Genomic DNA, 23,208 nt, shown 5'->3' with positions numbered 1-23,208 from the left:
TCGGTCGGCCTGGATCTACGCCCATCGCCCCCTTCTTCTCTTCGCCCCTCTCCACCTGCCCCGTGCCATGGAAGCCTTCGATTGGAAACCTATCCAGCTGCGTGCGGGCCGTGCGGCCGGCGCACGCTCGCGCCCGGCGCCTGTGCTTCAAAAGCGTGCCCGTCGACTTCGCCGCGACGCAGCGAGGTGCGTGGCCGCACACCGAAAGGGCGGACAGCACGGCATGCTGCCGCCGCCCCCGTAAACCGCAGCTTCGGTTCGGGCAGCACCTTTTTTCCCTACATCCCCCAAGCGACTGCGTGCTGCAATCACTTCGTAATGAGCTTGTCGCAATTCCTGTCTATTCGCCACCTTGTTCGCCACTTCTGAAAAAGGATCGAGACCATGACCTTCCGTCCCAAGTACGTGACCTTCGACTGCTACGGCACCCTCACCCGGTTCCGCATGAAGGAGATGGCCGCAGACCTGTTTGCCGACCGCATTCCCGCAGAACGCATGGAGGAGTTCCATGCGGACTTCACCGCCTACCGCTTCGACGAGGTGCTGGGCGCGTGGCAGCCCTACGAGGTGGTGCTGAAGAACGCGGTGCGTCGCCTGTGCCGCAAGTGGAAGATCCAGTACTTCGACCTCGACGCGCAGAAGATCTACGACGCGGTGCCCACCTGGGGCCCGCACGACGACGTGCCCGCGGGCCTGGCCAAGGTCGCGAAGGAAATCCCGCTGGTGATTTTGTCGAACGCATCGGACGACCAGATCCAGAAGAACGTCGCGATGCTGGGCGCACCCTTCCACCGCGTCTACACCGCGCAGCAGGCCCAGGCCTACAAGCCGCGCCTGACGGCCTTCGAATACATGCTCGACTCGCTGGGCTGCAACCCCGAGGACGTGCTGCACGTGTCGTCCAGCCTGCGCTACGACCTGATGTCGGCCGACGACCTGGGCATCGTCAACAAGGTGTTCGTCAATCGCGGCCACGGGCCGGGCAACCCGGCCTACCGCTACACGGAAATCCAGGACATCGGCGGCCTGCCCGGCGTCGTCGGCCTCTGATCTCCCTTTCACGCAGCCACACACAGCACCACGCCATGAAGCTCGACTCCTACTGGACCGATTCGGCACCCGCCTTCGTGCCCCAGGCGCGCGAGCTGCCGGCGCGGGTCGACGTCGCCATCGTCGGCGGCGGCTTCACCGGCCTGTCGGCGGCGCTCGCGCTGGCCCGGCGCGGCGCGAGCGTCGCGGTGCTGGAGGCCGGCACGCGGGTGGCGGCAGAAGCCTCGGGGCGCAACGGCGGGCACGTCAACAACGGGCTGGCGGTGGACTACGCCGATGTGGCGGCCAAGGTCGGCGTGGAGCGCGCGCGCGGCTGGTATCGCGCCTACGACGACGCGGTCGACACGGTGGAGCGGCTGGTGCGCGAGGAAGCCATCGACTGCGACTTCCTGCGCCACGGCAAGCTCAAGCTCGCCACGCGGGCGAACCAGATGGCCGCGCTCGAGCGCAGCGCGCGGCGGCTCATCGACGACGGCGTGGACAGCGACGTCGAAGTGCTCGACGCGGCACGCGTGCGCGCCGAGGTGAGCAGCGAGCGCTTCCACGGCGGCCTGCTCTACAAGCGCAGCGGCCAGATGCACATGGGCCGCTTCGCCGGCGGGCTTGCAGCGGCCGCGCAGCGCGGCGGCGCCTCGATTCATACCGGCACGGAGGTGAGCCGCATCGAGCGCATCGGCGGCAGCGGCCATGCCCACCGGCTGCACACCGGGCGCGGCGCTGTCGTCACCGCGCAGCAGGTCCTGCTGGCCACGGGCGCGACGCGCCATGGCGGCTACGGCAGCTTCGGCTGGCTGCGCCGGCGCATCGTGCCCATCGGCAGCTTCATCGTCGTCACCGAGCCGCTGGGCGAGCAGCGCGCGAAGGCGCTGCTCGCGGCGCGGCGCACCTACACCACCATCGCGAACATCCACCACTACTTCAGGCTCACGCCCGACCACCGGCTGGTGTTCGGCGGCCGGGCGCGCTTCGCAGTTTCCAGCCCGCAGTCGGACGCCGCCAGCGGCGACATCCTGCGGGCCGGCCTGGCCGAAACTTTTCCGCAGCTCGGCGCGGTACGGCTCGACTACTGCTGGGGCGGCCTCGTCGACATGACGCAGGACCGGCTGCCGCACGCCGGCGAGCGCGACGGCCTCTACTACGCCATGGGCTACAGCGGCCACGGCACGCAGATGTCGGTGCACATGGGCCAGCGCATGGCCGCCGTGATGGGCGGCGATGCCGGAGCCAACCCCTGGCAGGGCCGCGACTGGCCCGCCATTCCCGGCCACTTCGGCCCGCCGTGGTTCCTGCCGGCGGTGGGCCTCTATTACCGGCTCAAGGACAGGCTGGCCTGAGAGCGGGCTGTCCGGCGTTCGTTCTTCCGACTGATTTCTTTCACCCCACGGCCCCCCAGGAGCACCCACCATGAGCGACAGCAGCAGCGACTACAAGAGCTTCCAGAACCTCGTCGGCCCCGACGAAAGCCTTCGCGTGATGACATCGCTTCGGCGCGGCGCCACGCGGCGCGACATCCTGTCGATGCTGATGGCCGGCGGCATGCAGGCCACGCTGGCCGGCAGTCTCGCGGGCGTGGCCTTGTCGGCGCATGCGCAGACGCCGCGGCGCGGCGGCCGCATCCGGGTGGCCGGCGCCACCGCCGCGGCCACCGACACGCTGGACCCCGCCAAGCAGTCGAACCAGACCGACTACGCGCGCTGCAACATGGTCTACAACAGCCTGACCTCGCTGGACGGCAGCCTCACGCCGCAGCCCGCGCTGGCCGAATCGTTCAACACCAAAGACGCCAAGACCTGGGTGTTCACGCTGCGCAAGGGCGTGGTGTTCCACGACGGCAAGCCGCTCGCGCCCGCCGACGTGGTGTTCTCGGTGATGCGCCACAAGGACCCGGCCACCGCCTCCAAGGCCAAGGTGCTCGCCGACCAGATCGAGAGCGTGAAGGCCACGGGCCCGAACGAGGTGACCATGGTGCTGAGCGCGCCCAACGCCGACCTGCCGGTGATCCTGGGCACCTATCACTTCCACATCGTCAAGGACGGCACCACCGATTTCAACGCCGGCATCGGCACCGGCCCCTACAAGCTCAAGGAATTCAAGCCCGGCATCCGCTCGGTGGTGGTGCGCAACGAGGCCTACTGGAAGCCGGGCAAGCCGTACCTCGACGAGATCGAGTTCGTCGGCATCGGCGACGAGAGCGCGCGCGTCAACGCTCTGCTGTCGGGCGGCATGGATCTCGTCGGCGTCGTCAACCCCCGTTCGGTGGAGCGCGTGAAGGGAACGCCCGGCTTCAGCATCTTCGTCACCCAGTCGGGCCAGTACTCCGACCTTGTGATGCGCAAGGACGTGGGCCCCGGTGCAAACCCCGACTTCGTGCTGGGCATGAAGCACCTGTTCGACCGCGAGCAGATGAAAAAGACCATCGCACTCGACTACGCGGTGGTCGCCAACGACCAGCCGATCGACCCGACCAACCGCTTCCACTTCGCGGGCCTGCCGCAGCGGCCCTTCGACCCCGAGAAGGCGAAGTTCCACCTGCAGAAAGCCGGCATCACGGGCAAGGTGCCGATCGTGGCTTCGCCGGTGGCGCTGTACTCGGTGGAGATGTCCCTCATGTTGCAGCAGACGGCGCAGCGCGTGGGCCTGGAGCTGGACATCAAGCGCATGCCGGCCGACGGCTACTGGTCGAACCACTGGCTCAACAGCCACGTCGGCTTCGGCAACGTCAATCCGCGCCCGAGCGCGGACGTGCTGCTCACGCAGTTCTTCCAGTCGGGCGCGGCGTGGAACGAGTCGCGCTGGAAGAGCGACAAGTTCGACCAGCTGCTGCTGGCCTCGCGCGCCGAGACCGACCTGGCCAAGCGCAAGCAGATGTACGCCGACATGCAGACCATGATCCACCAGGACGCGGGTATCGGCATTCCGCTGTTCCTCTCGAGCATCGACGGCCACAGTTCCAAGCTCAAGGGCCTGTCGCCCATCCCGCTGGGCGGCCTCATGGGCTATCAGTTCGCCGAGAACGTGTGGCTCGAGGCATGACGCGCGCGAGCCGCCGTTCTCCGGGATGCTCGCCATGAACCGCGTAATCCTCAAGCTACTCGGCCAGCGCATCGCATTGGCGCTGCTGTCGCTGCTGGCTGTGTCGGTGGTCGTGTTCTCGATCACCGCGGTGCTGCCCGGCGATGCCGCGCAGGAACAACTCGGCCAGGACGCCACGCCCGAAGCGGTGGCGGCTCTGCGCGCCCAGATGGGTCTGGACGTGCCGGCGCCCGAGCGCTACGCGAAGTGGCTGCTCGGCATGCTGAAGGGCGACCCCGGTCTCTCCTCCAGCACGCAGACCCCGGTGGCCGAGCTCGTGGCCAGCCGCCTGCCCAACTCTCTGCTGCTGGCGGCCGTCACGGCGCTCTTCTCGGTGCCGATCGCATTGACGATTGGCATCGCCTCGGCGGTGTGGCGCGGATCCTGGCTGGACCGCGCCGCCTCGACGGGCGCCGTGGCGGTGGTGTCGGTACCGGAGTTCCTGGTGGCGACGCTGGCGGTACTGGTGTTCGCGGTGAAGCTGCGGTGGCTGCCGGCGCTTTCCTTCGTGAGCGACATCGACTCGCTGGGCCAGATGCTGCAGGCCTTCGCGATGCCGGTGCTGGTGCTGTGCTGCGTGATCGTCGCGCAGATGATGCGCATGACGCGCGCGGCCGTCATCGACCAGCTGGAGGCGCCCTACATCGAGATGGTGCGGCTCAAGGGGGCATCGCCAATGCGCACGGTGCTGGCGCACGCGCTGCCCAACGCGGTGGGGCCGATCGCCAATGCGGTGGCGCTGAGCCTGTCGTACCTGCTGGGCGGCGTGATCATCGTCGAGACCATCTTCAACTACCCGGGCATCGCCAAGCTGATGGTCGACGGCGTCTCGCAGCGCGACATGCCGCTGGTGCAGACCTGCGCCATGATCTTCTGCGGCGCCTACCTGATCCTGGTGACCGCGGCCGACGTCTGCGGCATCGTCGCCAACCCGCGGCTGCGGCACCGCTGACGGGGAACCATCATGGAATCGTCCACTTCCTCCCCTGTCCTGAACGCGGCCACGCAAACGCTGCCACCATCACCCGCGCCTCGGCGCAACCCGCTTCGCGGGCTAGCCGGCTTCGGGCCTTCGGGACTGCTCGGTCTCGCGGTGCTGCTCTTCTGGGTGCTCGCGGCGGCATTCGGTCCCTGGCTGCTTTCGTTCAGCGCGGCTGCCGCCGGCACCTCGAACGTCTTCGCGCCGGTCAGCGCGGCGCACTGGCTGGGCACCGACTACCTGGGCCGCGACATGCTGGCGCTGGTGATCGAGGGCGCGCGCTACACCGTCGGCGTGGCGCTGCTGGCGACGCTGCTGGCCAGCGGCACCGGCACCACGCTGGCGCTGCTGGCGGCAGCCGGCAGCCGCTGGACCGACGCCACGCTCAGCCGCTGCCTCGATACGCTGACGGCCATCCCGAGCAAGATGTTCGCGCTCATCATGGTGGCGGGCTTCGGCTCCTCGGTGCCGATGCTGGTGGTCACGGCGGCCATCATCTACGTGCCGGGCGCCTTCCGCATCGCGCGCTCGCTGGCGGTGAACATCAACGCGCTCGACTACGTGACCGTGGCGCGCACGCGCGGCGAGGGCACGCTCTACATCATGCTGCGCGAGATCCTGCCGAACATCGTCGGCCCGATGCTGGCCGACCTGGGGCTGCGATTCGTCTACATCGTGCTGCTGCTGGCGAGCCTGAGCTTCCTGGGCCTGGGCATCCAGCCGCCTGCCGCCGACTGGGGATCGCTGGTGCGCGAGAACATCGGCGCGCTGGCCATGGGCGGCGCCTCGGTGATCGTGCCGGCGCTGGCCATCGCGAGCCTGACCATTGCGGTCAATCTTGTAATCGACAACCTTCCTGGCCGTCAGGCCCGGGAACGAGGAGCACGCTGATGGGAGCCTCACTCACCGTCGAAAACCTGAGCATCAGCGCCGGCACCGCCACGCTGGTCGACAACCTGAGCTTCTCGGTGCAGCCCGGCGAGGTGCTGGCGCTGATCGGCGAGTCGGGCTCGGGCAAGACCACCACCGCGCTGGCGCTGATGGGCCATGCGCGCCACGGCTGCAGCATTTCGGGGGGGCGGGTACGCATCGGCGACACCGACGTGCTGGCGCTCGATGCACGTGCGCAGCGCGCGCTTCGGGGGCGCACCGTGGCCTATATCGCGCAGAGCGCGGCGGCCTCCTTCAACCCCTCGCGCATGATCATGGACCAGGTGGTGGAGCCGACCGTGATCCACGGCCTGTGCAGGCGCGCCGAGGCCGAGGCGAAGGCGGTGCAGCTCTTCCGCGAGCTGGCGCTGCCCGACCCGGAGGGCATCGGCTCGCGCTACCCGCACCAGGTCTCGGGTGGCCAGCTGCAGCGGCTGATGGCGGCGATGGCTCTCATCGGCGACCCCGACCTGGTGATCCTCGACGAGCCGACCACCGCGCTGGACGTGACCACGCAGATCGAGGTGCTGCGCGCCTTCCGCCGCGTGGTGCGCGAGCGCCGCGCCACCGCGGTGTACGTAAGCCACGACCTCGCGGTTGTGGCGCAGATGGCCGACCACATCCTGGTGCTGCGCAACGGCACCATGCGCGAGCTCAACGCCACCGGACAGATCCTCACCGCGCCGGCCGACGACTACACGAGAAGCCTGCTGGCCGCCGCGCGCCCGCAGGTACGCACGCCGGCCAACGCCACGGACGACGGACGCGAGCTGCTGCTTGAAGTGCGCCAGCTCTCGGCCGGCTACGGCCCGGTCGATGCGCAGGGGCGCCCGGCCAAGCCGATCCTGCAGGACATCGACCTGAAGCTCTACCGCGGCCAGGCCATCGGGGTGATCGGCGAATCGGGCTCGGGCAAGACCACGCTGGCGCGCGCGGTGGCGGGGCTGCTCAAGCCCAGCAGCGGCAGCGTGCTGTTCCATGGCCGCGAGCTGAAGCCGACGCTGCAGCAGCGCGAGCGCGACGAGCTGCGCCGCATCCAGATCGTGTTCCAGATGGCCGACACGGCGCTGAACCCCTCGCAGATCATCGAACGCATCCTGGCGCGGCCGCTGGAGTTCTACAAGGGACTGCGTGGCGAGCCGCTGCGCAGGCGCATCGGCGAGCTGCTCGACCTGGTGAAGCTGCCGCGCACCGTGGCCGGACGCCTGCCGGGCGGCCTCTCGGGCGGGCAGAAGCAGCGCGTGAACCTCGCGCGCGCGCTGGCGGCGGAGCCGGACCTGATCCTGTGCGACGAGGTGACCTCCGCGCTCGACACCGTGGTGGGCGCGGCGGTGCTCGACCTGATGGCCGAGCTGCGGCGCGAGCTGGGCGTGTCGTACCTCTTCATCAGCCACGACCTGCACACGGTGCGCGCGGTGTGCGACGAGATCGTCGTGATGCAGCACGGCCGCAAGCTCGCGCAGGTGGCACGCGCCGACTACGACCGTGGCCCGCACCACCCCTACTACGAGCTGCTGGCGCGCTCCGTCCCCGAGCTGCGCCAGGGCTGGCTCGACGACGTGGACCGCGCGGCAGCAACGGCCACCGTCGCATCATGAGAAAGACAGAGATGACACCGACCTTCCGCATTGCGCTGATCGCCGGCGACGGCATCGGCAAGGAGGTGATGCCCGAGGGCCTGCGCGTGGTGCAGGCCGCCGCGGCGCGCTTCGGCTTCGAGCTCGACTGCCGCGCCTTCGACTGGGCCAGCGCCGACTACTACGCCGCGCACGGCCAGATGATGCCGGACGACTGGAAGGAGCAGCTCAAGGGCGTCGACGCGCTGTACTTCGGCGCCGTCGGCTGGCCGGCGACCGTGCCCGACCACGTGTCGCTCTGGGGTTCGCTGCTGAAGTTCCGCCGCGAGTTCGACCAGTACATCAACCTGCGGCCGGTGCGCCTGTTCGAGGGCGTCCCCTGCCCGCTGGCCGGCCGCAAGCCCGGCGACATCGACTACCTCGTGGTGCGCGAGAACACCGAGGGCGAATACACCTCGCTCGGCGGCGTGATGTACGAGGGCACCGAGCGCGAGATCGTGATCCAGGAATCGGTGTTCTCCCGCCACGGCGCCGACCGCGTGCTGCGCTTCGCCTACGAGACCGCGCGCGCCCGCAGGCGCAAGCACCTGACGGTAGCCACCAAGAGCAACGGCATCGCGATCAGCATGCCTTGGTGGGACAGGCGCGCCGACGCGGTCGGCCGCGACTACCCCGAGGTGACGGCCGACAAGCAGCACATCGACATCCTGTCGGCGCGCTTCGTGCTGCAGCCCACGCGCTTCGACGTGGTGGTGGCGAGCAACCTGTTCGGCGACATCCTCTCCGACCTCGGCCCCGCGACCACCGGCACCATCGGCCTCGCGCCTTCGGCCAACCTCAATCCGGAGCGCAGATTCCCCTCGCTCTTCGAGCCGGTGCACGGCTCGGCGCCCGACATCTACGGCCAGAACATTGCCAACCCGATCGCGATGATCTGGTCCGGCGCACTGATGCTGGACTTCCTCACCCAGGGCCAGGGCGCGGGCCGCGCGGCGCACGACGCCATCCTGGGCGCGATCGAATCGGTACTGCGCGACGGCCCGCGCACGCGCGACCTCGGCGGCTCGGCGACCACCACCGAGGTGGGCATCGCTATCGCCGAACGTGTGGCCGCATCCTGAAGAAAGCTCCCTGCTCCATATGACTCTCGAAATCGAAAACAAGAGCCTGATGCCGGGCCGGCATCTGATCGGCGCTGAATGGCGCGAAGCCGGCGACGGCCGTCGCCTCGATGTGAGCGACCCCGCGACCGATGGCGTGTTCGCGAGCGTGCCCGACGGCACGGCCGCCGATGCGCGTGCCGCCGTCGATGCCGCGCATGCAGCCTTTCCCGCATGGCGTACGGTGCCCGCGAAGCAGCGCGCGCAGATCCTCAAGCGCTGGAATGATCTCGTGCTCGCGCACCAGGAAGACCTGGGCCGACTCATCTCCCGCGAACAAGGCAAGCCGCTGGCGGAAGGCCGAGGCGAGGTTGCCTATGCGGCCAGCTACATCGAATGGTTCGCTGAAGAGGCGACGCGCGCCAATGGCGACATCATCCCGGCACCCGTGACGGGCCGCCGCATGCTCGCACTGAAGGAGCCCGTCGGTGTGGTTGCAGCGATCACGCCTTGGAACTTTCCGGCCGCGATGATCGCGCGCAAGATCGCTCCGGCCCTCGCCGCAGGCTGCACCGTGGTGTGCAAGCCGGCCGAGGACACGCCGCTGACTTCGCTGGCACTCGTCGCGCTCGCAGCTGAAGCCGGCGTACCGCCGGGCGTACTCAACATCGTGACCGCCTCGCGCGAACGCACGCCCGAGGTGGTCGATGCCTGGCTCGACGACTCACGCGTGCGCAAGATCACCTTCACCGGCTCCACGCCCGTGGGCAAGCACCTCGCGCGTCGCTCGGCCGACACGCTGAAGAAGCTGTCGCTCGAACTCGGCGGCAATGCCCCCTTCATCGTGTTCGACGACGCCGATCTCGACGCGGCGGTCGAAGGCCTGATGGCCGCCAAGTTCCGCAACGGCGGCCAGACCTGCGTGTGCCCGAACCGGGTGTTCGTGCAGGCGAGCGTGCACGACGCCTTCGTCGACAAGCTGGCCGCGCGGGTCGGCGCACTCAAGGTAGGGCCAGCCACGCAGGCGGATTCGCAGATCGGGCCGATGATCAACGCGCGCGCGGTGGAGAAGATCGAGCGCCATGTGCGCGACGCGGTCGCACGCGGCGCGTGCATCGTGGTCGGCGGCAAGCGGCTGCGCGACGCGCGCTGCGACGGCCCCAACTATTTCGCGCCCACGGTGCTGGTGAACGCCGACGCGACGATGGAATGCAGCTGCGAGGAGACCTTCGGCCCCGTGGTGCCGGTCACGCGCTTCGAGACGGAGGCGCAGGTCATCGCGGCCGCCAACGACACGCCCTTCGGGCTCGCGGCGTATTTCTATTCGACGGACGCACGGCGCATCTGGCGGGTGACCGAGGCGCTGGAGTCGGGCATCGTCGGAGTCAACGAAGGCGCGCTGGCGGCCGAGGCCGCGCCCTTCGGCGGCGTGAAGGAGTCGGGCTACGGCCGCGAAGGCTCGGTGTACGGGCTGGACGACTACATGCACATCAAGTACGTGTGCCAAGGGCAGCTGCAATAGCGCATCGTTTCGCCCTGGCTGCGTCGAGAAAACCCGGACGGCAGGCTACCGGATCGAACGGTAGACGGCACCTCCGTCTCGGCGAATCAACGGCCACCGCACGATCCATCGGTGCGCGCTCGCAAAGACATATTTCCCGCTGTTGTCGACCCATGGTTCAGCATCAACGGGGCCGGATTTTTTCTAGCATCGATCCACCATCCGACCAACGCGAACAGGGTTTCACATGTCCAAGCTTCTTGTCCCTTTCAACCTCGACCAACTCGGTGAACCGCGTGAATACCGGCCGCCGGCGGAGCGCGTCATCGAGGGCGATGTCGTATGCCGCAACTGGGACGTCGACAGTGCCAAAGACGGCAAGGTGCGCGCCGGCGTGTTCGAGTCGACGGTGGGCGTCAATCACTCCATCAAGGGAGAGACGTGGGAGTTCTGCCTGATCCTTTCGGGCGTGGTGGAGATCACCGAGCAAGGCCAGCCCCCGTTGACCTACAAGGCCGGCGACTGCTTCATCATGAAGCCGGGCTATGTCGGAACGTGGCGCACCATCGAGACCGTTCGCAAGGTGTGGGTCACCGCTTGACGGAAAGCCCCGTGATGACAGCTGAACCACGCATGGACGACGCCCGCTTCTACATCGATGGGTGCTGGCAGGACCGCACTCATGCCGCGGGTATTGCGGTCGTCGATCCGTTTACCGAAGAGATCATCGGACACGTCGCAGCCGGCTCATCGACCGACGTGGACCTGGCCGTCGCTGCGGCCCGGCGCGCTTTCGAGGCGTTTTCACAAAGTTCCGTCGAGGAGCGGCTTGCGCTCCTGGGGCGAATCCTGGCGCTTCTGGAGGAGCGCGCGGAGTTGTTCGTGCAAGCCATCGTGGCGGAGATGGGGGCTCCCATCGGATTCGCCAGGACCGCCCATGTGCCATTCGGGATTGCGCATGTCCGTGCCCAGATGGAAGTGCTTCAGCGCTACAAGTTTCTTTCCTCGGATGGCAGCGTTGCCATTTCGAAAGAGCCGATCGGCGTATGCGCCCTGATCACGCCATGGAACTGGCCGCTGTATCAGATCACCGCCAAGGTCGCACCGGCGATCGCCGCGGGCTGCACGATCGTCCTGAAGCCCAGTGAGTTGTCGCCGTACAGTGCGCAGCTTTTCGCGCAAGTGATGCACGACGCCGGCACGCCGGCAGGTGTCTTCAATCTGGTCGGGGGCAGGGGGGAGGTGGTCGGTGCGTCGTTGGCGGCGCACCCCGATGTCGACATGATCTCCATCACCGGATCGACGCGAGCCGGTGTGCTCGTGGCCCAAGCAGCTGCGGTGACGGTGAAACGCGTCGTGCAGGAACTGGGCGGCAAGTCGCCGAACCTGTTTCTGGACGACGCCGACTTTGAACGAGGCGTGGCAAAGGGCGTGCTGGCAGGGATGCGCAATGCGGGCCAGTCGTGCAGTGCGCCGACACGGATGCTGGTGCCCGCGTCGCGGTTGGCCGAGGTGGAAGCATTGGCACAAGCGGCGGCAGCGGGCATCACGGTTGGCGATCCGCGCGACGCAAAGACGTCGATGGGCCCGATCGCAAACGCTGCGCAGTATGCGAGGGTGCAGGAGCTGATCGCCAGCGGAATCGAACAGGGCGCCAAACTGGTCTGCGGCGGTCCGGGCAGGCCCGCCGGCTTGACGCGTGGCTATTTTGCACAGCCGACCGTGTTTTCCGATGTGACGCCCGACATGAGAGTGGCGCAGGAAGAAATATTCGGTCCCGTGCTGGTCATCATTCCTTATCGGGACGAGAAAGAGGCCATTGCGATTGCGAACGACACGGTCTATGGCCTCGGTGCGAGCGTGCAGTCTGGCGACCGGGAGCGAGCGCAGCGCGTAGCCATGCAACTTCGCGCCGGCCAGGTGCATATCAACTATCCGGCTTGGAACAGCCATGCGCCGTTCGGCGGATACAAGCGGTCCGGCAATGGCCGCGAATACGGCATTCACGGGCTTGAGGAATATCTCGAGACCAAGGCAGTCCTTGGCTACTGATCCAGCAGGATCTGCCAACAATCGAAATAAACATATTTCACGTTTTCACCGCCCCTTCACGGACATCCCGAGAATGCCTGCACCACTGTTTCCCGTTGAGTCCAGCCCCGATCTGCCGACCCATGCGGACGTCGTCATCATCGGCGCCGGCATCATTGGAGCATTCACTGCCTACTTCCTGGCCAAGCGCGGCATGAAGGTCGCTCTCGTGGAAAAGGGGCGCGTGGGCGCCGAGCAATCGAGCCGGAACTGGGGGTGGTGCCGTCAGCAGAATCGCGATGCGCGCGAACTGCCCATGTCCACCCGGAGCCTTGAGCTGTGGGATCAGTTTGCCGCAGACAGCGGCGAAGACACCGGCTTCAAGCGCTGCGGCCTGCTGTATCTCAGCAACGACGAAGCCCAGATTGCCGGTTGGGCCAAATGGCGCGAGTTCGCGACGACGGTTGGCGTGACCACGCACATGCTGAGCGGCCGCGAGGCCTCCGAGCGCGGCCGGGCGACCGGCCGCGCATGGAAAGGCGGCGTCTTCTCACCCAGCGACGGCACGGCCGATCCGGCCAAGGCAGCGCCCGCCGTGGCAGCCGCGCTCATGAAACTTGGCGGCACGGTGCACCAGAACTGCGCCGCGCGCGGCATCGAGATGCAAGGCGGCCGGCTCTGCGGCGTGGTGACCGAAGCGGGGACCATCAAGACCCGCAGCGCCGTGCTCGCAGGCGGCGCGTGGGCGTCCTCGTTCTGCAACCAGCTCGGTGTGCAGTTTCCGGTCGCCACGATTCGCCAATCGATCGTACGACTGGCGCCGGTGGATCAGAGCCTGCCGGCCGCCTTGACGAGCCCGCGCGTCGCCGTCACGCGCCGCCCCGACGGACACTACGTCCTGGCCATCAGCGGGCGAGGGCGCGCCGACCCCACAGCGCAGCTGGTGCGCTTCGCGCCGCAATTCATCCCGATGTTCGCCAAGCGCTGGCGCAACGTGTTTCCCGGCGGCCTGGAGGGCATCCGCTGGGGCCACGAAACCCGGGCTCGATGGAAGCTGGACGCGCCCACACCGATGGAACGGGCGCGCATCCTCGACCCGAAGCCCGACCCTGCGGGTGTCCGCGAAACCCACCGCCGTGCCGTCGACTTGTTGCCTGCGCTGCGCGGAGCCCGCATCGCCAACACCTGGGCTGGCTACATCGACAGCACGCCCGACGGCGTGCCGGGGATCGGCGAGCTGCCGCAGGTTCCCGGGCTCATCCTGGCTGCGGGCTTTTCGGGCCACGGTTTCGGCATCGGTCCCGGCGCAGGGCACCTGATCGCCGACCTGGTGTCCGGGGCCAAGCCGATACTCGATCCCGCGCCTTTCGACCCCGCACGGTTCAAGAAGTCGATGTGGGGCAAGGTGGCTGATTTCTAGACCGGTTCCGGGTTTGCCGCACCAGGCCGGCGCCCCTTCGCCTATGGTCCCCACACCACGCGCGGCGCCACCGATGGCAGTCGCCCCGAGCCCTTGATTCATGGACAGATCACACCGATGAAGACACTGTTGCTGAACAAAGAGAATGTAGGGAGCCTGATTTCCATGAAGGAAGTCATTGGGACGGTGGAGCAGGCGTACAAAGCCTTCAGCAGCGGCCAGGTGATTCAACCGGCCTACACATGCCTCCACTTCCCACCACCCCGGGGCGAAATCGACTTCAAGATAGGGTACTGCGAGGCCAACGAGATCATCTCGATGAAGACCTCGTCCGGGGGATTCCCGAACAACCCCACCGAGCACGGCGTGCCCAGCGGCATGGGAACCATCCTCCTGTTCGACGCCAGAACCTGCGCGCTCATTTGCGTGATGGATGGCAGCCTTGTCACCGGCTTGAGAACAGGCGCCGCCGGGGCCGTTTCGGTGAAGGCGCTGGCCCGCAAGGACGCGAAGACCATCGCCTCCATCGGGACCGGCAATCAGGCCCGGATGCAGATCCGCGCGATCCGGGAGGTGATGACGATCGATACCATCCATGCCTGGAGCCCCCACCCCCAGACGCTCGCGCAATACAAGGCCGATATCGAGCGCGAGTTCGGCATTCCGGTGGTGATGGCCCGCTCCAAACAAGACGCTGTGGAGCAGGCGGACATCCTAGTCACTACCACCCGCGGCAAAGGTTCGCTGGTGGAAGCCGCCTGGGTCCGACCTGGCACGCATATCGTCGCCATTGGCACGGACACGCAAGGCAAGCAGGAGCTGGAGCCCGAGATCTTCAGGAACGCCAAGATCGTCAACGATTCGATTGCGCAATGCGTCGAGAAAGGCGAAACCTGGCATCCGCTGCACAAGAACATCATCAGCAAGCACGACATCCACGCCGAGATCGGCGAGGTCCTGCTGGGCAAGAAGCCGGGGCGCGAGTCCGACGACGAGATCACGATCTTCGACTCGACGGGCATGGCCATCCAGGACAACACGACGTCGCACCTGATCTATCGCAACGCCATGGCCAGCAACACCGGCACGGCTTTTGAGTTCATTCAATCATGACGCCCCTTCTCGAGCACCCCACCCTTCGCGACATCCACCAAGCGCGGGAGCGACTGAAACCACACATCCGTCACACGCCCTTGCTGCGCGCCGAGAAGATGGAGACCACGCTCGGGTGCGAGGTGTACCTCAAACCCGAGACGCTGCAGATCACCGGGGCCTTCAAGATCCGCGGCGCGCTGAACAAGGCCTTGTCGCTGCCCCGCGAGGCGATTGACAACGGCATCATCGCCACGTCTTCAGGCAACCATGCCCAGGGGCTGGCCTACGCGGCGCGGATGCTGGGCGTCAAGGCGCTTCTGGTGGTGCCCGTCACCACCCCGAAAATCAAGGTGGAGAACACCCGGGCGCTCGGCGCGGAGGTGATTCTGTTCGACGGCGACACCGCGGCGCGATGGAAACGGGTTTACGAGATCGCGGCAGAAAACCACTACGCCGTGGTGCACGCATTCGAGGATCCCACGGTCATGGCGGGCCAGGGAACCATAGGCTGCGAAATCCTGGAAGACCTGGCCGACGTGGACACCGTCATCATCCCTATGGGGGGCGGGGGTCTCATCTCCGGTATCGCCACCGCCATCAAGGAAACCAGACCCTCCGTGCGTGTGGTGGGCGCGGAACCAGCGCTGACCCCCAAGTACTTCCATAGCCGCATCAACAAGGAGCGCACTTCACTGCCGCTGAAGAACACGATCGCCGACGGTTTGCGTATCAGTGTGCCAGGCCAGAACCCCTACCCCATCATCGAAAGGTACGTCGACGAGATCGTGCTGGTCGAGGACGAACACATCATCGAGGGCATGCGCATGCTGGCCAAGGACGCCAAGCTGATCGCAGAACCGGCTGCCTCGATCGGCATTGGCGCGCTGCTGGCGAAAGGACTCAAAGTGACGCCAGAGGAAAAGGTCTGTGTGGTGTTGACAGGCGGCAACTGGGATCTGTGCGACCTTGCCGAAATCTTTCAGCGCGCCAATTGATCGCTCCGGGGTCGGGCGTGTCCGCCGTGGGAAAGCGGCGCCGGCAAAGCCTCATCTGCCGAGATCCGCTTCACAACTGCCGCAGCATGTGCCGGCAGAGGTGCCGATAGCGATCAATGGTGCGGGTTTATGGCCACGCAACGGCACCAACCTCTTCATGACCCCCTTAAGCTGTGGCAATCGGCGACAGCCGCGTCGCACGCATCGCAAGCCCTACGTCGTGCAACGCACGGCAGCCTGAACAAACGATAGCGATCCATCCATGGCCCAGCCCTTGCGTCTCATCGAGACCTCCTCCACACTGCCGCGCCATGCCGACGCCGTCGTCATTGGCGGCGGGATCATCGGTGTCTTCACGGCCTACTACATGGCCCGTCGCGGCCTGTCGGTAGCGCTCGTCGAGAAGGGTCGCATCGGTGCCGAGCAGTCGAGCCGCAACTGGGGATGGTGCCGCCAGCAGAACCGCGATGCACGCGAGCTGCCCATGGCCACCCGCAGCCTCGACCTTTGGCAGCAGTTCGCAGCGGACACGGGCGAGGACACGGGCTTCAACCGCTGCGGACTGCTCTACCTCAGCGACGACGAGGACGAGATCGCCCGCTGGGCCAAATGGGGCGAATTCGCGAAGACGGCCGGCGTGAAGACGCACATGCTCAGCGGCCGCGATGCCAGCGAGCGGGGCCGGGCTACCGGCCGCGCGTGGAAGGGTGGCGTGTTCTCGCCCAGCGACGGCACGGCCGACCCGTCGAAGGCGGCGCCCGCAGTGGCCGCGGCGCTCATGAAACTCGGCGGCACGGTGCACCAGAACTGCGCCGTGCGCGGCATCGAGCGCGAGGGAGGCCGCCTCGCCGGCGTGGTCACCGAGGCCGGCACCATCAGGACCCGCATGGCCATCTACGCCGGCGGCGCATGGGCTTCGTCCTTCCTGCGCCAGCTGGGCATCAGGTTTCCCCAGGCCACGGTTCGCCAGACCATCGTGCGCGTGTCATCCGTGGCCGAGCGACTGCCGGCTGCGCTGCACACCGCGCGCGTGTCCGTTACGCAGCGCAGCGACGGCAGCTACAACCTCGCCATCAGCGGGCGCGGACGCGTGGACCCGACAGCGCAGCTGCTGCGCTTTGCGCCGCAATTCCTGCCAATGTTCGCCAAGCGCTGGCGCAACGTTTTTCCAGGCGGTCTGGAGGGCATCCGCGGCGGCCACGAAACGCTGGCAAGGTGGCGGCTGGATGCGCCCACGCCCATGGAGCGGGTGCGTGTGCTCGACCCCAGGCCGGATGCCGCGGCGGTGAAGCAGACTTTCCACCGTGCGGCCGAACTGCTGCCGGCGTTGGGCCAGGCGGGCATCGCCAACGCCTGGGCTGGCTTCGTCGACAGCACACCGGACGGCGTTCCGGGCATCGGCGAGGTGCCGCAGATCCCCGGCTTCATCCTGGCCGCGGGATTCTCGGGCCACGGCTTCGGCATCGGCCCCGGCGCGGGCCACCTGATCGCCGACCTGGCGACGGATGCGCCGCCTATCTTCGATCCGGCGCCCTACAACCCGGCGCGCTTCGCGAAGTCGGCCTGGGGCCAAGTCGCCGACTTCTAGCAGTCCACCGCGTGTCCCCTTTTCAACTTCCGGCCGGTGAGCTGGCGAGGCTGGTACTCGCCCAGCTGTTCGTCAACGCCTGCGTGACCGGCCTGCGGATGGCCATGCCGCTGCAGTCGCTGCGACTGGGGCATGGCGAGGCGGCAGTGGGCGGCCTGATCGCGCTCTTCGCGCTCGCCCAGGTGTTTCTCGCACTACCCGCGGGCCGCTACTGCGAACGCAGCGGGCTGAAGCGGCCGGTCGCGATGGCCGTGGTGGTCGCCACGGCGGCCTGCGCCATGGCCGCGGCGTGGCCGGTGTTGCCGGTGTTGTGCGCCAGCGCGCTTCTCACCGGCGGCGCGGGCGGCGTCGTGATCATTGCGGTCCAGCGCCATGTTCCGCGAGTCGCGGGCGAGGCGGCCTCGCTTCGCCAAGCGTTCTCGTGGCTGGCGATCGGCCTGGCCTTGTCGAATGTCCTGGGCCCGCTGATGGCCGGGTTCCTCATCGACAGCGCCGGAATCCGCGTCGCGCTCCTGGGGCTGGCGCCACTGCCGCTGCTGGCCTGGCTAGCCGTGCGAGGGGCGGTCGATCATGCGTCCCCGCTGCACGAAGCGCCCACCAGCGAGCGCAGCGTCCGGGACCTCTGGCGCCATGCCGGCCTGCGCCGGCTGCTGCTGTTGACCGGCCTGCTGTCGTGCTGCTGGGACGTGCACACCTTCCTCGTGCCCGTGCTCGGTCATGAGCGCGGCGTGCCCGCATCGGTGATCGGCAGCATCCTGGGCGCCTTCGGCATCGGCGCCGCCGCCGTCCGGCTGCTGGCGCCGCTTGTGGCCGCGCAGTTGCGCGAATGGGCCGTCCTGCTCGGCGCGATGGTCGCCACCGCGCTGCTGTTCGCCGTCTATCCGCTGGTGCAGGCGCCGCTCGCCATGGGCCTGTGCTCGGCGCTGCTGGGCTTCAGCCTCGGCAGCACTCAACCCATGGTCATGAGCCTGCTGCACCGGCTCGCGCCGCAGCACCGCTATGGCGAAGCAGTGGCGATGCGCGTGATCGTGAACAACGCATCCAGCGTCGGCATTCCCTTGGTGTCGGGCGCGGCCGGTTCGCTGGTTGGCGCGGCCGGCGTGTTCTGGGCCGCGGGCGTACTGGCGGCCGCCGGTGCGCGTCTCGCGCTTCCCCTCAAAGATCACTGAGAACCCCATGATCCGTTCCATCGCCTTCATCCACACCGTGGCCCTGCTGGTCGAGCGTTTCCGGCCGCGCTTCCAGGCCGAGTTGCCACAGCAGCGCTGCTTCCACCTGCTCGACGAAAGCGTGCTGCAGGACCTGCTGCGAGACGGACCGTCGCCCGCCATTACGCGGCGCATAGTCACGCTGGCCACGCTGGCCGCCGACGCGGGCGCGGACCTGATCGTCTTCACCTGCTCCTCAACCTCTCCCGCCATAGATGCGGCGCGGCCACTGGTGCCGGTGCCCATCGTGAAGATCGACGACGCGATGTACGCCGAGGCGGCCCGCTGCGATGGCCGTGTCGGCCTGCTGTACACGGCGCGCTCGACGCTGGAGCCGAGCCGTTCGCTGCTGGCCGAACATGCCGCGGCGTCCGGCGCGCGGGTGAAGGCCGAGTGCGTGCTGGTCGACGGCGCATTCGACGAGCTTTCCGCCGGCCGGCGCGAAATCCACGATGCACTGGTGACGGAATCGGCGCTTGCCCTCGCTGCACGCGCCGACCGGCTGGTGCTGGCACAGGCCTCGCTCGCCCACTTGGCTGCGCCACTCGCCGAAGCCACCGGCAAGCCGGTGTTCGCCAGCCCGGAGTGGATGGTCCGCGATGTCGTGGCGCGCGTGGCCGCGGCGGCCTGATCTCGAAGAGGCGCAGGCTCGTCTGGATCTGACGCGACTGGCACCCGGCATGCAGAGCGTCGTGCGTCACAAGACCGTGCTGCAGCATCTCGTGATCGTTCGCAAGGTCATCCTGGCTCAGAGCGCCAATTTGACTATCTCGACAGGCCTGCCGCTCGATCCAAGCAGAGCTGTCATGCGATCCGCGCGCGACTTCGGGATCGCGATACCCGCGAGACGGCACAGTCCATCGCAAAGACACCGGAGTACAGCCAGTCGCGCAGGGACAGGAAGAAGGTCGAGATGCTGTTCGCACACCTCAACGCATCATGAAAATGGATCGGCTCCGGCTTCGCGGACTCTGTGGTGCGCGGGACGACTTCCTGCGGGCGGCAACTGAGCCGAGCCTTCGTTCACCGTGCGATCTACTCTCGCCTACTCTGTCAGATGCTTGCACCAGAATTCGCAGCCTCGACCAGCCCCGGCCCCACGTTCAAGCCTACTGGACCAACCTGCGGCTGGCTTCCGAGGCGCCTCCTGTCAGTCGCATCACGGGTTGCGCAGCTCGGACCGGTCGCCGGCGGCCTCGAGGCCTTGCAGGCGGAGGCGGGCGTTGCTGCGGGCGCGGCCTCGCCACTCAGGCGCGCCGCACCCGCTGCCTCGCGGCTTCGGAATGCACCCACGCCAGAAACGCCTCCACCGCCGGACGCCCGGCATGGCGCTGGGGATAGACCAGAAAATGTGCCTTGACCCTGATCGCCTTGTCCAGGCCGAACACCGGCTTGAGCTTGCGCTCGGCGAGGTGACCTGCGGCATTGACGTCGCTCTCCAGCGCGATACCCAGCCCTTGCGTTGCCGCGTCCAGCGACATTTGGGCGCGGTCGAAACGCAAGGCGTAGCGCTCCGGGGCGCGCTTGTCTGAAAACGCCTGCAGCCAGTCCGACCATTGGACGATGCTGACGTTGCTTTGGATCAAGGGCATGTCCAGGAGTTGATCGATCCTGGACAGGCGACGCTCGCGGACGAACTCCGGGCTCGCGAGCGGCACGATGCGTTCCTCGAACAGTGGCTCGACCACCAGGTTGCCCCATTGCGGCACGCCATAGCGGATGTCGATGTCGGCCTGGCCCAGCGCGAAATCGCTCTGCGTGTGGGCGGCCGACAGATTCAGCGAGATGTCGGGGTGCGCCTGTGCGAAGCGGCGCAGGCGCGGCATGAGCCACAGGCTAGCGATGCTGGGCGCGCAATGGACGTACAGGCTGTTGCCGACTCCTTCGCGCAGGTCTTCGGTGGCCGTGGAAATGGCCGACAACGCGCCGCCTACGCGATCGAGGTAGCGAGTCCCCGCATAGCTCAGGCGCACCCCATGCGCGCTGCGCTCAAACAGGCGCACGCCAAGGTCCGACTCCAGGCGTGCGATCTGGTGGCTGACCGCAGAAGGCGTCAGGTGCAGTTCCGCGGCGGCGAGCGCAAAGCTGCGTCGTCGCGCGACGCTCTCGAATGCGAGGAGGTTGGCAATGGCTGGGATCGACGACATCGGGTTTCCCCCGCGCTCAGATGAACATCCTTCATCCTAGCCTGACGAGATATCGCTTGTCTTCATCTTCAGCCCGATCGACCATTCGCTCCGTCCCGAGAGGCGCGCCACCTACGGCCGCTGCGGACCCCTTACTCAGAACTCAGGAGATCGAAGACATGCTGCTCAAGGACAAGGTCGCGCTGATCACCGGCGGTGCCGGCATCAACGGACTGGGCTTCGCCACTGCGCGAGAAATGGCCGCGCAGGGCGCGCGCGTGGTCATCATGGACCTCGAACGGGCCGAACCGCAGGCGGCTGCGGCTCGCCTGGGCGAAGGCCACCTCGGTGTGGTCGGCGACGTGACCGACAAGAACGCCTGCATCGCAGCGGCAGCCGCAACGATCGCGGCCTTCGGGCGCATCGATGTCCTCATCAACAATGCCGGCATCACCCAGCCGGTGAAGACCCTGGACATCACGGGGGCCGACTATGACCGGATCCTGGACGTCAGCCTGCGCGGCACGCTCTACATGTCGCAGGCAGTGCTGCCCGCCATGCGCGGCGCACAGGGCGGTTCGATCGTCTGCATCTCGTCCGTGTCGGCGCAGCGCGGCGGCGGCATCTTCGGGGGGCCGCACTACTCGGCCGCCAAGGCGGGCGTGCTCGGCCTGGCGCGTGCGATGGCGCGTGAGTTCGGCGTCGAAGGCATCCGCGTCAACTGCATCACCCCCGGCTTGATCGAGACCGACATCACGCAGGGCAAGCTGAGCCCGGACCGCAAGAAGGAAATCGAGGACACGATCCCCTTGGCCCGTCTGGGCCAGGCCAAGGACGTAGCCGGCGCCTGCGTCTTCCTGGCCAGCGACCTGGCCGCCTACTGCACGGGCATCACCCTCGATGTGAACGGCGGCATGCTGATTCACTGACCGACACCTCACTCCATCAACAAAATCCAGGAGACATCGCATGAACCGCCAACATTTCATCCTCAGCGTGCTTGCCACCTCCCTCGGCCTGCTCTGCGCTGCGGGCGCCGCCGCACAGACAGTCAAGCTCACGCTCGGCCACGGCGCCGCGATCGGCAATCCGCGGCATGAAGCGGCCGTGAAGTTCGCCGAGGTCGTCAAGGCCAGGTCGGGCGGCCGCATCGAGGTGCAGGTCGCACCTTCCGGCCAATTGGGCGACGACGCTGCCATGGTCACCGCACTGCGCACCGGTGCTCTCGACATCAGCGCGAACTCGCAGGGTGCGGTGGCCAATGCGGTGCCCGAGTACGCCGCTTACGGCATGCCCTTCCTGTTCGCCAGCCCGGCGGCTGCCTTCAAGGTGCTCGACGGCCCGCTCGGCAAGGAACTGGCCGACCGTTCGGCCGAAAAAGGCATGGTGCTGCTGGGTACCTGGGACAACGGCATCCGGCAGATGACCAACAGCAAGCGCCCGATCAACGGCCCCGAGGACCTCAAGGGCCTGAAGATGCGCGTGCCGCCGGATGCGACCCTGGTCGACATCATGAAGGCGCTCGGCGCCGAGGCTCAGCAGATCAAGTTCGCCGAGCTGTACGTGGCCCTGCAGCAGGGAGTGGTCGATGGGCAGGAGAACCCGCTCGTGAATTTCCACGCCAGCAAGCTCTACGAAGTGCAGAAGCACCTGGCCATGACGAATCACCAGTTCCAGATGACGCCATTCCTGATGAGCAAGCGCAGCTGGGACAAGCTGTCGGAAGCAGACCGCAGGATCGTGCAGGAGGCCTCGACCGAAGCCACCGCGCTGCAGCGCAAGCTGTCGCAGGACGCCGACGAGAAGCTGCTGGCCGACCTCAAGGCCAAGGGCGTACAGGTGACCACCCCTGCGCCGGCACCCTTTGCCAAGGCCACGGCGGAAGTCGTCACCAAGTGGGCAAGCGGCCCCATCGGTGCCTACGTCAAGAAGGTCGTTGCGGCCGCCCAGGCGCTCTGACCGATAGCCACGCCAAGGAGATCCCCATGGTCCACGCCCCTAACGGCTGGATCGATGGCGTCATCGCCGGCATCTGCCGCGCGGTGCTCTGGCTGTCGACCTCCGTCATCTTCCTGATCCTCGTGGTCAACACGGTGCTGCGCTATGCCACCGGCTCCAGCCTGGAGTGGGCCAACGAGGTGCCCGAGCTGCTGTTTCCCTGGCTCGTCATGGCCGGCGTCGTCATCGCCGCGCAGCAGGGCGCGCACATCGCCACCACGTTCTTGATGGACGCGCTGCCTGCTGGCGCACGCCGTGTGGTTGCCACGTTCGCCTGGCTCGTCGTGGCGGCGATGTACGGCACGCTGTCGGTCGCCACCTTCCGCATGCTGGAAATCGTGCACGACGAGAAGTCGCCGATCCTGCAAGTGCCGGGCTCGGTCACCTATGGCTGCGTGATGGGGGGCATGGCCCTGCTCGCGGCGCTGGCCCTGCAATCGGGCGTCAAGACGTGGCGCAGCACGCCGCTGCCGCCTTCAGCCGACGCGGAGCCGGTCGTCCCGGCCGCCCACTGGTAAAGCGCAACACGACAAGGACC

Annotated in this window: 20 protein-coding genes and 1 pseudogene; 20 read left to right on the top strand and 1 reads right to left on the bottom strand. The window is 67.5% G+C overall.

Translation table 11 applies throughout. From position 1 onward, the window contains the following. Positions 1 to 384 precede the first annotated feature (384 nt). From ABL838_RS05460 to ABL838_RS05380, 17 genes and pseudogenes are all read left to right on the top strand, one after another. Complete coding sequence (locus tag ABL838_RS05460; RefSeq protein ID WP_184634882.1) at positions 385 to 1,050, top strand: haloacid dehalogenase type II; 666 nt, start codon at positions 385 to 387, stop codon at positions 1,048 to 1,050. A 35-nt stretch (positions 1,051 to 1,085) separates the two neighbouring features. Beyond that, a complete protein-coding gene (locus ABL838_RS05455; protein ID WP_418124582.1) occupies positions 1,086 to 2,384 on the top strand; it encodes an NAD(P)/FAD-dependent oxidoreductase in 1,299 nt (432 codons plus the stop codon). 70 nt (positions 2,385 to 2,454) lie between these two features. Further along, positions 2,455 to 4,083, top strand: a complete 1,629-nt coding sequence (locus ABL838_RS05450) for an ABC transporter substrate-binding protein (RefSeq protein WP_184634878.1) — start codon at positions 2,455 to 2,457, stop codon at positions 4,081 to 4,083. A gap of 34 nt (positions 4,084 to 4,117) precedes the next feature. Continuing rightward, positions 4,118 to 5,074: an ABC transporter permease gene (locus ABL838_RS05445; RefSeq protein WP_126021309.1), complete on the top strand. Its 957-nt coding sequence runs from the start codon at positions 4,118 to 4,120 to the stop codon at positions 5,072 to 5,074. A gap of 12 nt (positions 5,075 to 5,086) precedes the next feature. Further along, on the top strand, positions 5,087 to 5,992 hold the full coding sequence (locus ABL838_RS05440) for an ABC transporter permease (RefSeq protein ID WP_184634876.1): 906 nt from the start codon (positions 5,087 to 5,089) through the stop codon (positions 5,990 to 5,992). Next, positions 5,992 to 7,629 (top strand): ABC transporter ATP-binding protein, encoded by a 1,638-nt coding sequence (locus tag ABL838_RS05435; RefSeq protein WP_418124579.1) that lies wholly within the window; start codon positions 5,992 to 5,994, stop codon positions 7,627 to 7,629. Before ABL838_RS05440 ends, ABL838_RS05435 begins: the two co-directional genes overlap by 1 nt. A gap of 11 nt (positions 7,630 to 7,640) precedes the next feature. Continuing rightward, the gene (locus ABL838_RS05430; protein ID WP_184634872.1) at positions 7,641 to 8,729 is read left to right on the top strand and encodes a tartrate dehydrogenase; all 1,089 of its coding nucleotides are present in this window, start codon (positions 7,641 to 7,643) and stop codon (positions 8,727 to 8,729) included. Between the two features lie 19 nt (positions 8,730 to 8,748). Beyond that, the gene (locus ABL838_RS05425) at positions 8,749 to 10,230 is read left to right on the top strand and encodes an NAD-dependent succinate-semialdehyde dehydrogenase (protein WP_418124576.1); all 1,482 of its coding nucleotides are present in this window, start codon (positions 8,749 to 8,751) and stop codon (positions 10,228 to 10,230) included. Between the two features lie 226 nt (positions 10,231 to 10,456). Continuing rightward, on the top strand, positions 10,457 to 10,810 hold the full coding sequence (locus ABL838_RS05420; protein WP_126021314.1) for a cupin domain-containing protein: 354 nt from the start codon (positions 10,457 to 10,459) through the stop codon (positions 10,808 to 10,810). Between the two features lie 32 nt (positions 10,811 to 10,842). Beyond that, positions 10,843 to 12,261 carry an aldehyde dehydrogenase family protein gene (locus ABL838_RS05415; protein ID WP_418124575.1) on the top strand — a complete coding sequence of 473 codons (1,419 nt, stop codon included), beginning with the start codon at positions 10,843 to 10,845 and terminating at the stop codon, positions 12,259 to 12,261. 73 nt (positions 12,262 to 12,334) lie between these two features. Further along, positions 12,335 to 13,660 carry an NAD(P)/FAD-dependent oxidoreductase gene (locus tag ABL838_RS05410; RefSeq protein WP_418124573.1) on the top strand — a complete coding sequence of 442 codons (1,326 nt, stop codon included), beginning with the start codon at positions 12,335 to 12,337 and terminating at the stop codon, positions 13,658 to 13,660. Between the two features lie 117 nt (positions 13,661 to 13,777). Beyond that, entirely contained in the window at positions 13,778 to 14,773 is a 996-nt protein-coding gene (locus ABL838_RS05405) for an ornithine cyclodeaminase family protein (protein ID WP_184634864.1), read from the top strand. Continuing rightward, positions 14,770 to 15,750 carry a threonine ammonia-lyase gene (locus ABL838_RS05400; protein WP_260319178.1) on the top strand — a complete coding sequence of 327 codons (981 nt, stop codon included), beginning with the start codon at positions 14,770 to 14,772 and terminating at the stop codon, positions 15,748 to 15,750. Before ABL838_RS05405 ends, ABL838_RS05400 begins: the two co-directional genes overlap by 4 nt. A gap of 262 nt (positions 15,751 to 16,012) precedes the next feature. Continuing rightward, the gene (locus ABL838_RS05395) at positions 16,013 to 17,338 is read left to right on the top strand and encodes an NAD(P)/FAD-dependent oxidoreductase (RefSeq protein WP_418124571.1); all 1,326 of its coding nucleotides are present in this window, start codon (positions 16,013 to 16,015) and stop codon (positions 17,336 to 17,338) included. Positions 17,339 to 17,349: 11 nt separating this feature from the next. Then, positions 17,350 to 18,507: an MFS transporter gene (locus ABL838_RS05390; RefSeq protein ID WP_418124570.1), complete on the top strand. Its 1,158-nt coding sequence runs from the start codon at positions 17,350 to 17,352 to the stop codon at positions 18,505 to 18,507. A 7-nt stretch (positions 18,508 to 18,514) separates the two neighbouring features. Then, a complete protein-coding gene (locus ABL838_RS05385; protein ID WP_418124569.1) occupies positions 18,515 to 19,177 on the top strand; it encodes an aspartate/glutamate racemase family protein in 663 nt (220 codons plus the stop codon). Positions 19,178 to 19,387: 210 nt separating this feature from the next. Further along, positions 19,388 to 19,587 (top strand): annotated as a pseudogene (locus ABL838_RS05380) (IS5/IS1182 family transposase); the annotation flags it as partial. Positions 19,588 to 19,793: 206 nt separating this feature from the next. On the opposite strand, the gene ABL838_RS05375 reads toward ABL838_RS05380, so the two are convergent. Continuing rightward, positions 19,794 to 20,693, bottom strand: a complete 900-nt coding sequence (locus ABL838_RS05375) for a LysR substrate-binding domain-containing protein (protein WP_126021320.1) — start codon at positions 20,691 to 20,693, stop codon at positions 19,794 to 19,796. Between the two features lie 158 nt (positions 20,694 to 20,851). On the opposite strand from ABL838_RS05375, the gene ABL838_RS05370 reads away from it, so the two are divergent. Genes ABL838_RS05370 through ABL838_RS05360 form a run of 3 tightly spaced genes read left to right on the top strand, consistent with a single transcriptional unit; the run spans position 20,852 to position 23,188 of the window. After that, positions 20,852 to 21,601 carry an SDR family NAD(P)-dependent oxidoreductase gene (locus ABL838_RS05370; protein ID WP_418124567.1) on the top strand — a complete coding sequence of 250 codons (750 nt, stop codon included), beginning with the start codon at positions 20,852 to 20,854 and terminating at the stop codon, positions 21,599 to 21,601. 40 nt (positions 21,602 to 21,641) lie between these two features. After that, on the top strand, positions 21,642 to 22,631 hold the full coding sequence (locus tag ABL838_RS05365; protein WP_418124565.1) for a TRAP transporter substrate-binding protein: 990 nt from the start codon (positions 21,642 to 21,644) through the stop codon (positions 22,629 to 22,631). Between the two features lie 26 nt (positions 22,632 to 22,657). Next, positions 22,658 to 23,188, top strand: a complete 531-nt coding sequence (locus tag ABL838_RS05360) for a TRAP transporter small permease (RefSeq protein WP_126021323.1) — start codon at positions 22,658 to 22,660, stop codon at positions 23,186 to 23,188. Positions 23,189 to 23,208: the final 20 nt, after the last annotated feature.

Source organism: Variovorax sp. 160MFSha2.1, from assembly GCF_048305075.1.
Taxonomy (GTDB): Bacteria; Pseudomonadota; Gammaproteobacteria; order Burkholderiales; family Burkholderiaceae_C; genus Variovorax; species Variovorax guangxiensis.
Note: the sequence above shows the minus strand (reverse complement) of the source record. Positions and strands in the feature narration are given on the sequence as shown.

What these genes read in the sequence shown, in the direction of transcription:
- ABL838_RS05460 (WP_184634882.1), top strand. Translation starts at nt 385, where the DNA reads ATGACCTTCCGTCCCAAGTACGTGACCTTCGACTGCTACGGCACCCTC.
- ABL838_RS05455 (WP_418124582.1), top strand. Translation starts at nt 1,086, where the DNA reads ATGAAGCTCGACTCCTACTGGACCGATTCGGCACCCGCCTTCGTGCCC.
- ABL838_RS05450 (WP_184634878.1), top strand. Translation starts at nt 2,455, where the DNA reads ATGAGCGACAGCAGCAGCGACTACAAGAGCTTCCAGAACCTCGTCGGC.
- ABL838_RS05445 (WP_126021309.1), top strand. Translation starts at nt 4,118, where the DNA reads ATGAACCGCGTAATCCTCAAGCTACTCGGCCAGCGCATCGCATTGGCG.
- ABL838_RS05440 (WP_184634876.1), top strand. Translation starts at nt 5,087, where the DNA reads ATGGAATCGTCCACTTCCTCCCCTGTCCTGAACGCGGCCACGCAAACG.
- ABL838_RS05435 (WP_418124579.1), top strand. Translation starts at nt 5,992, where the DNA reads ATGGGAGCCTCACTCACCGTCGAAAACCTGAGCATCAGCGCCGGCACC.
- ABL838_RS05430 (WP_184634872.1), top strand. Translation starts at nt 7,641, where the DNA reads ATGACACCGACCTTCCGCATTGCGCTGATCGCCGGCGACGGCATCGGC.
- ABL838_RS05425 (WP_418124576.1), top strand. Translation starts at nt 8,749, where the DNA reads ATGACTCTCGAAATCGAAAACAAGAGCCTGATGCCGGGCCGGCATCTG.
- ABL838_RS05420 (WP_126021314.1), top strand. Translation starts at nt 10,457, where the DNA reads ATGTCCAAGCTTCTTGTCCCTTTCAACCTCGACCAACTCGGTGAACCG.
- ABL838_RS05415 (WP_418124575.1), top strand. Translation starts at nt 10,843, where the DNA reads ATGGACGACGCCCGCTTCTACATCGATGGGTGCTGGCAGGACCGCACT.
- ABL838_RS05410 (WP_418124573.1), top strand. Translation starts at nt 12,335, where the DNA reads ATGCCTGCACCACTGTTTCCCGTTGAGTCCAGCCCCGATCTGCCGACC.
- ABL838_RS05405 (WP_184634864.1), top strand. Translation starts at nt 13,778, where the DNA reads ATGAAGACACTGTTGCTGAACAAAGAGAATGTAGGGAGCCTGATTTCC.
- ABL838_RS05400 (WP_260319178.1), top strand. Translation starts at nt 14,770, where the DNA reads ATGACGCCCCTTCTCGAGCACCCCACCCTTCGCGACATCCACCAAGCG.
- ABL838_RS05395 (WP_418124571.1), top strand. Translation starts at nt 16,013, where the DNA reads ATGGCCCAGCCCTTGCGTCTCATCGAGACCTCCTCCACACTGCCGCGC.
- ABL838_RS05385 (WP_418124569.1), top strand. Translation starts at nt 18,515, where the DNA reads ATGATCCGTTCCATCGCCTTCATCCACACCGTGGCCCTGCTGGTCGAG.
- ABL838_RS05375 (WP_126021320.1), bottom strand. Translation starts at nt 20,693, where the DNA reads ATGTCGTCGATCCCAGCCATTGCCAACCTCCTCGCATTCGAGAGCGTC.
- ABL838_RS05370 (WP_418124567.1), top strand. Translation starts at nt 20,852, where the DNA reads ATGCTGCTCAAGGACAAGGTCGCGCTGATCACCGGCGGTGCCGGCATC.
- ABL838_RS05365 (WP_418124565.1), top strand. Translation starts at nt 21,642, where the DNA reads ATGAACCGCCAACATTTCATCCTCAGCGTGCTTGCCACCTCCCTCGGC.
- ABL838_RS05360 (WP_126021323.1), top strand. Translation starts at nt 22,658, where the DNA reads ATGGTCCACGCCCCTAACGGCTGGATCGATGGCGTCATCGCCGGCATC.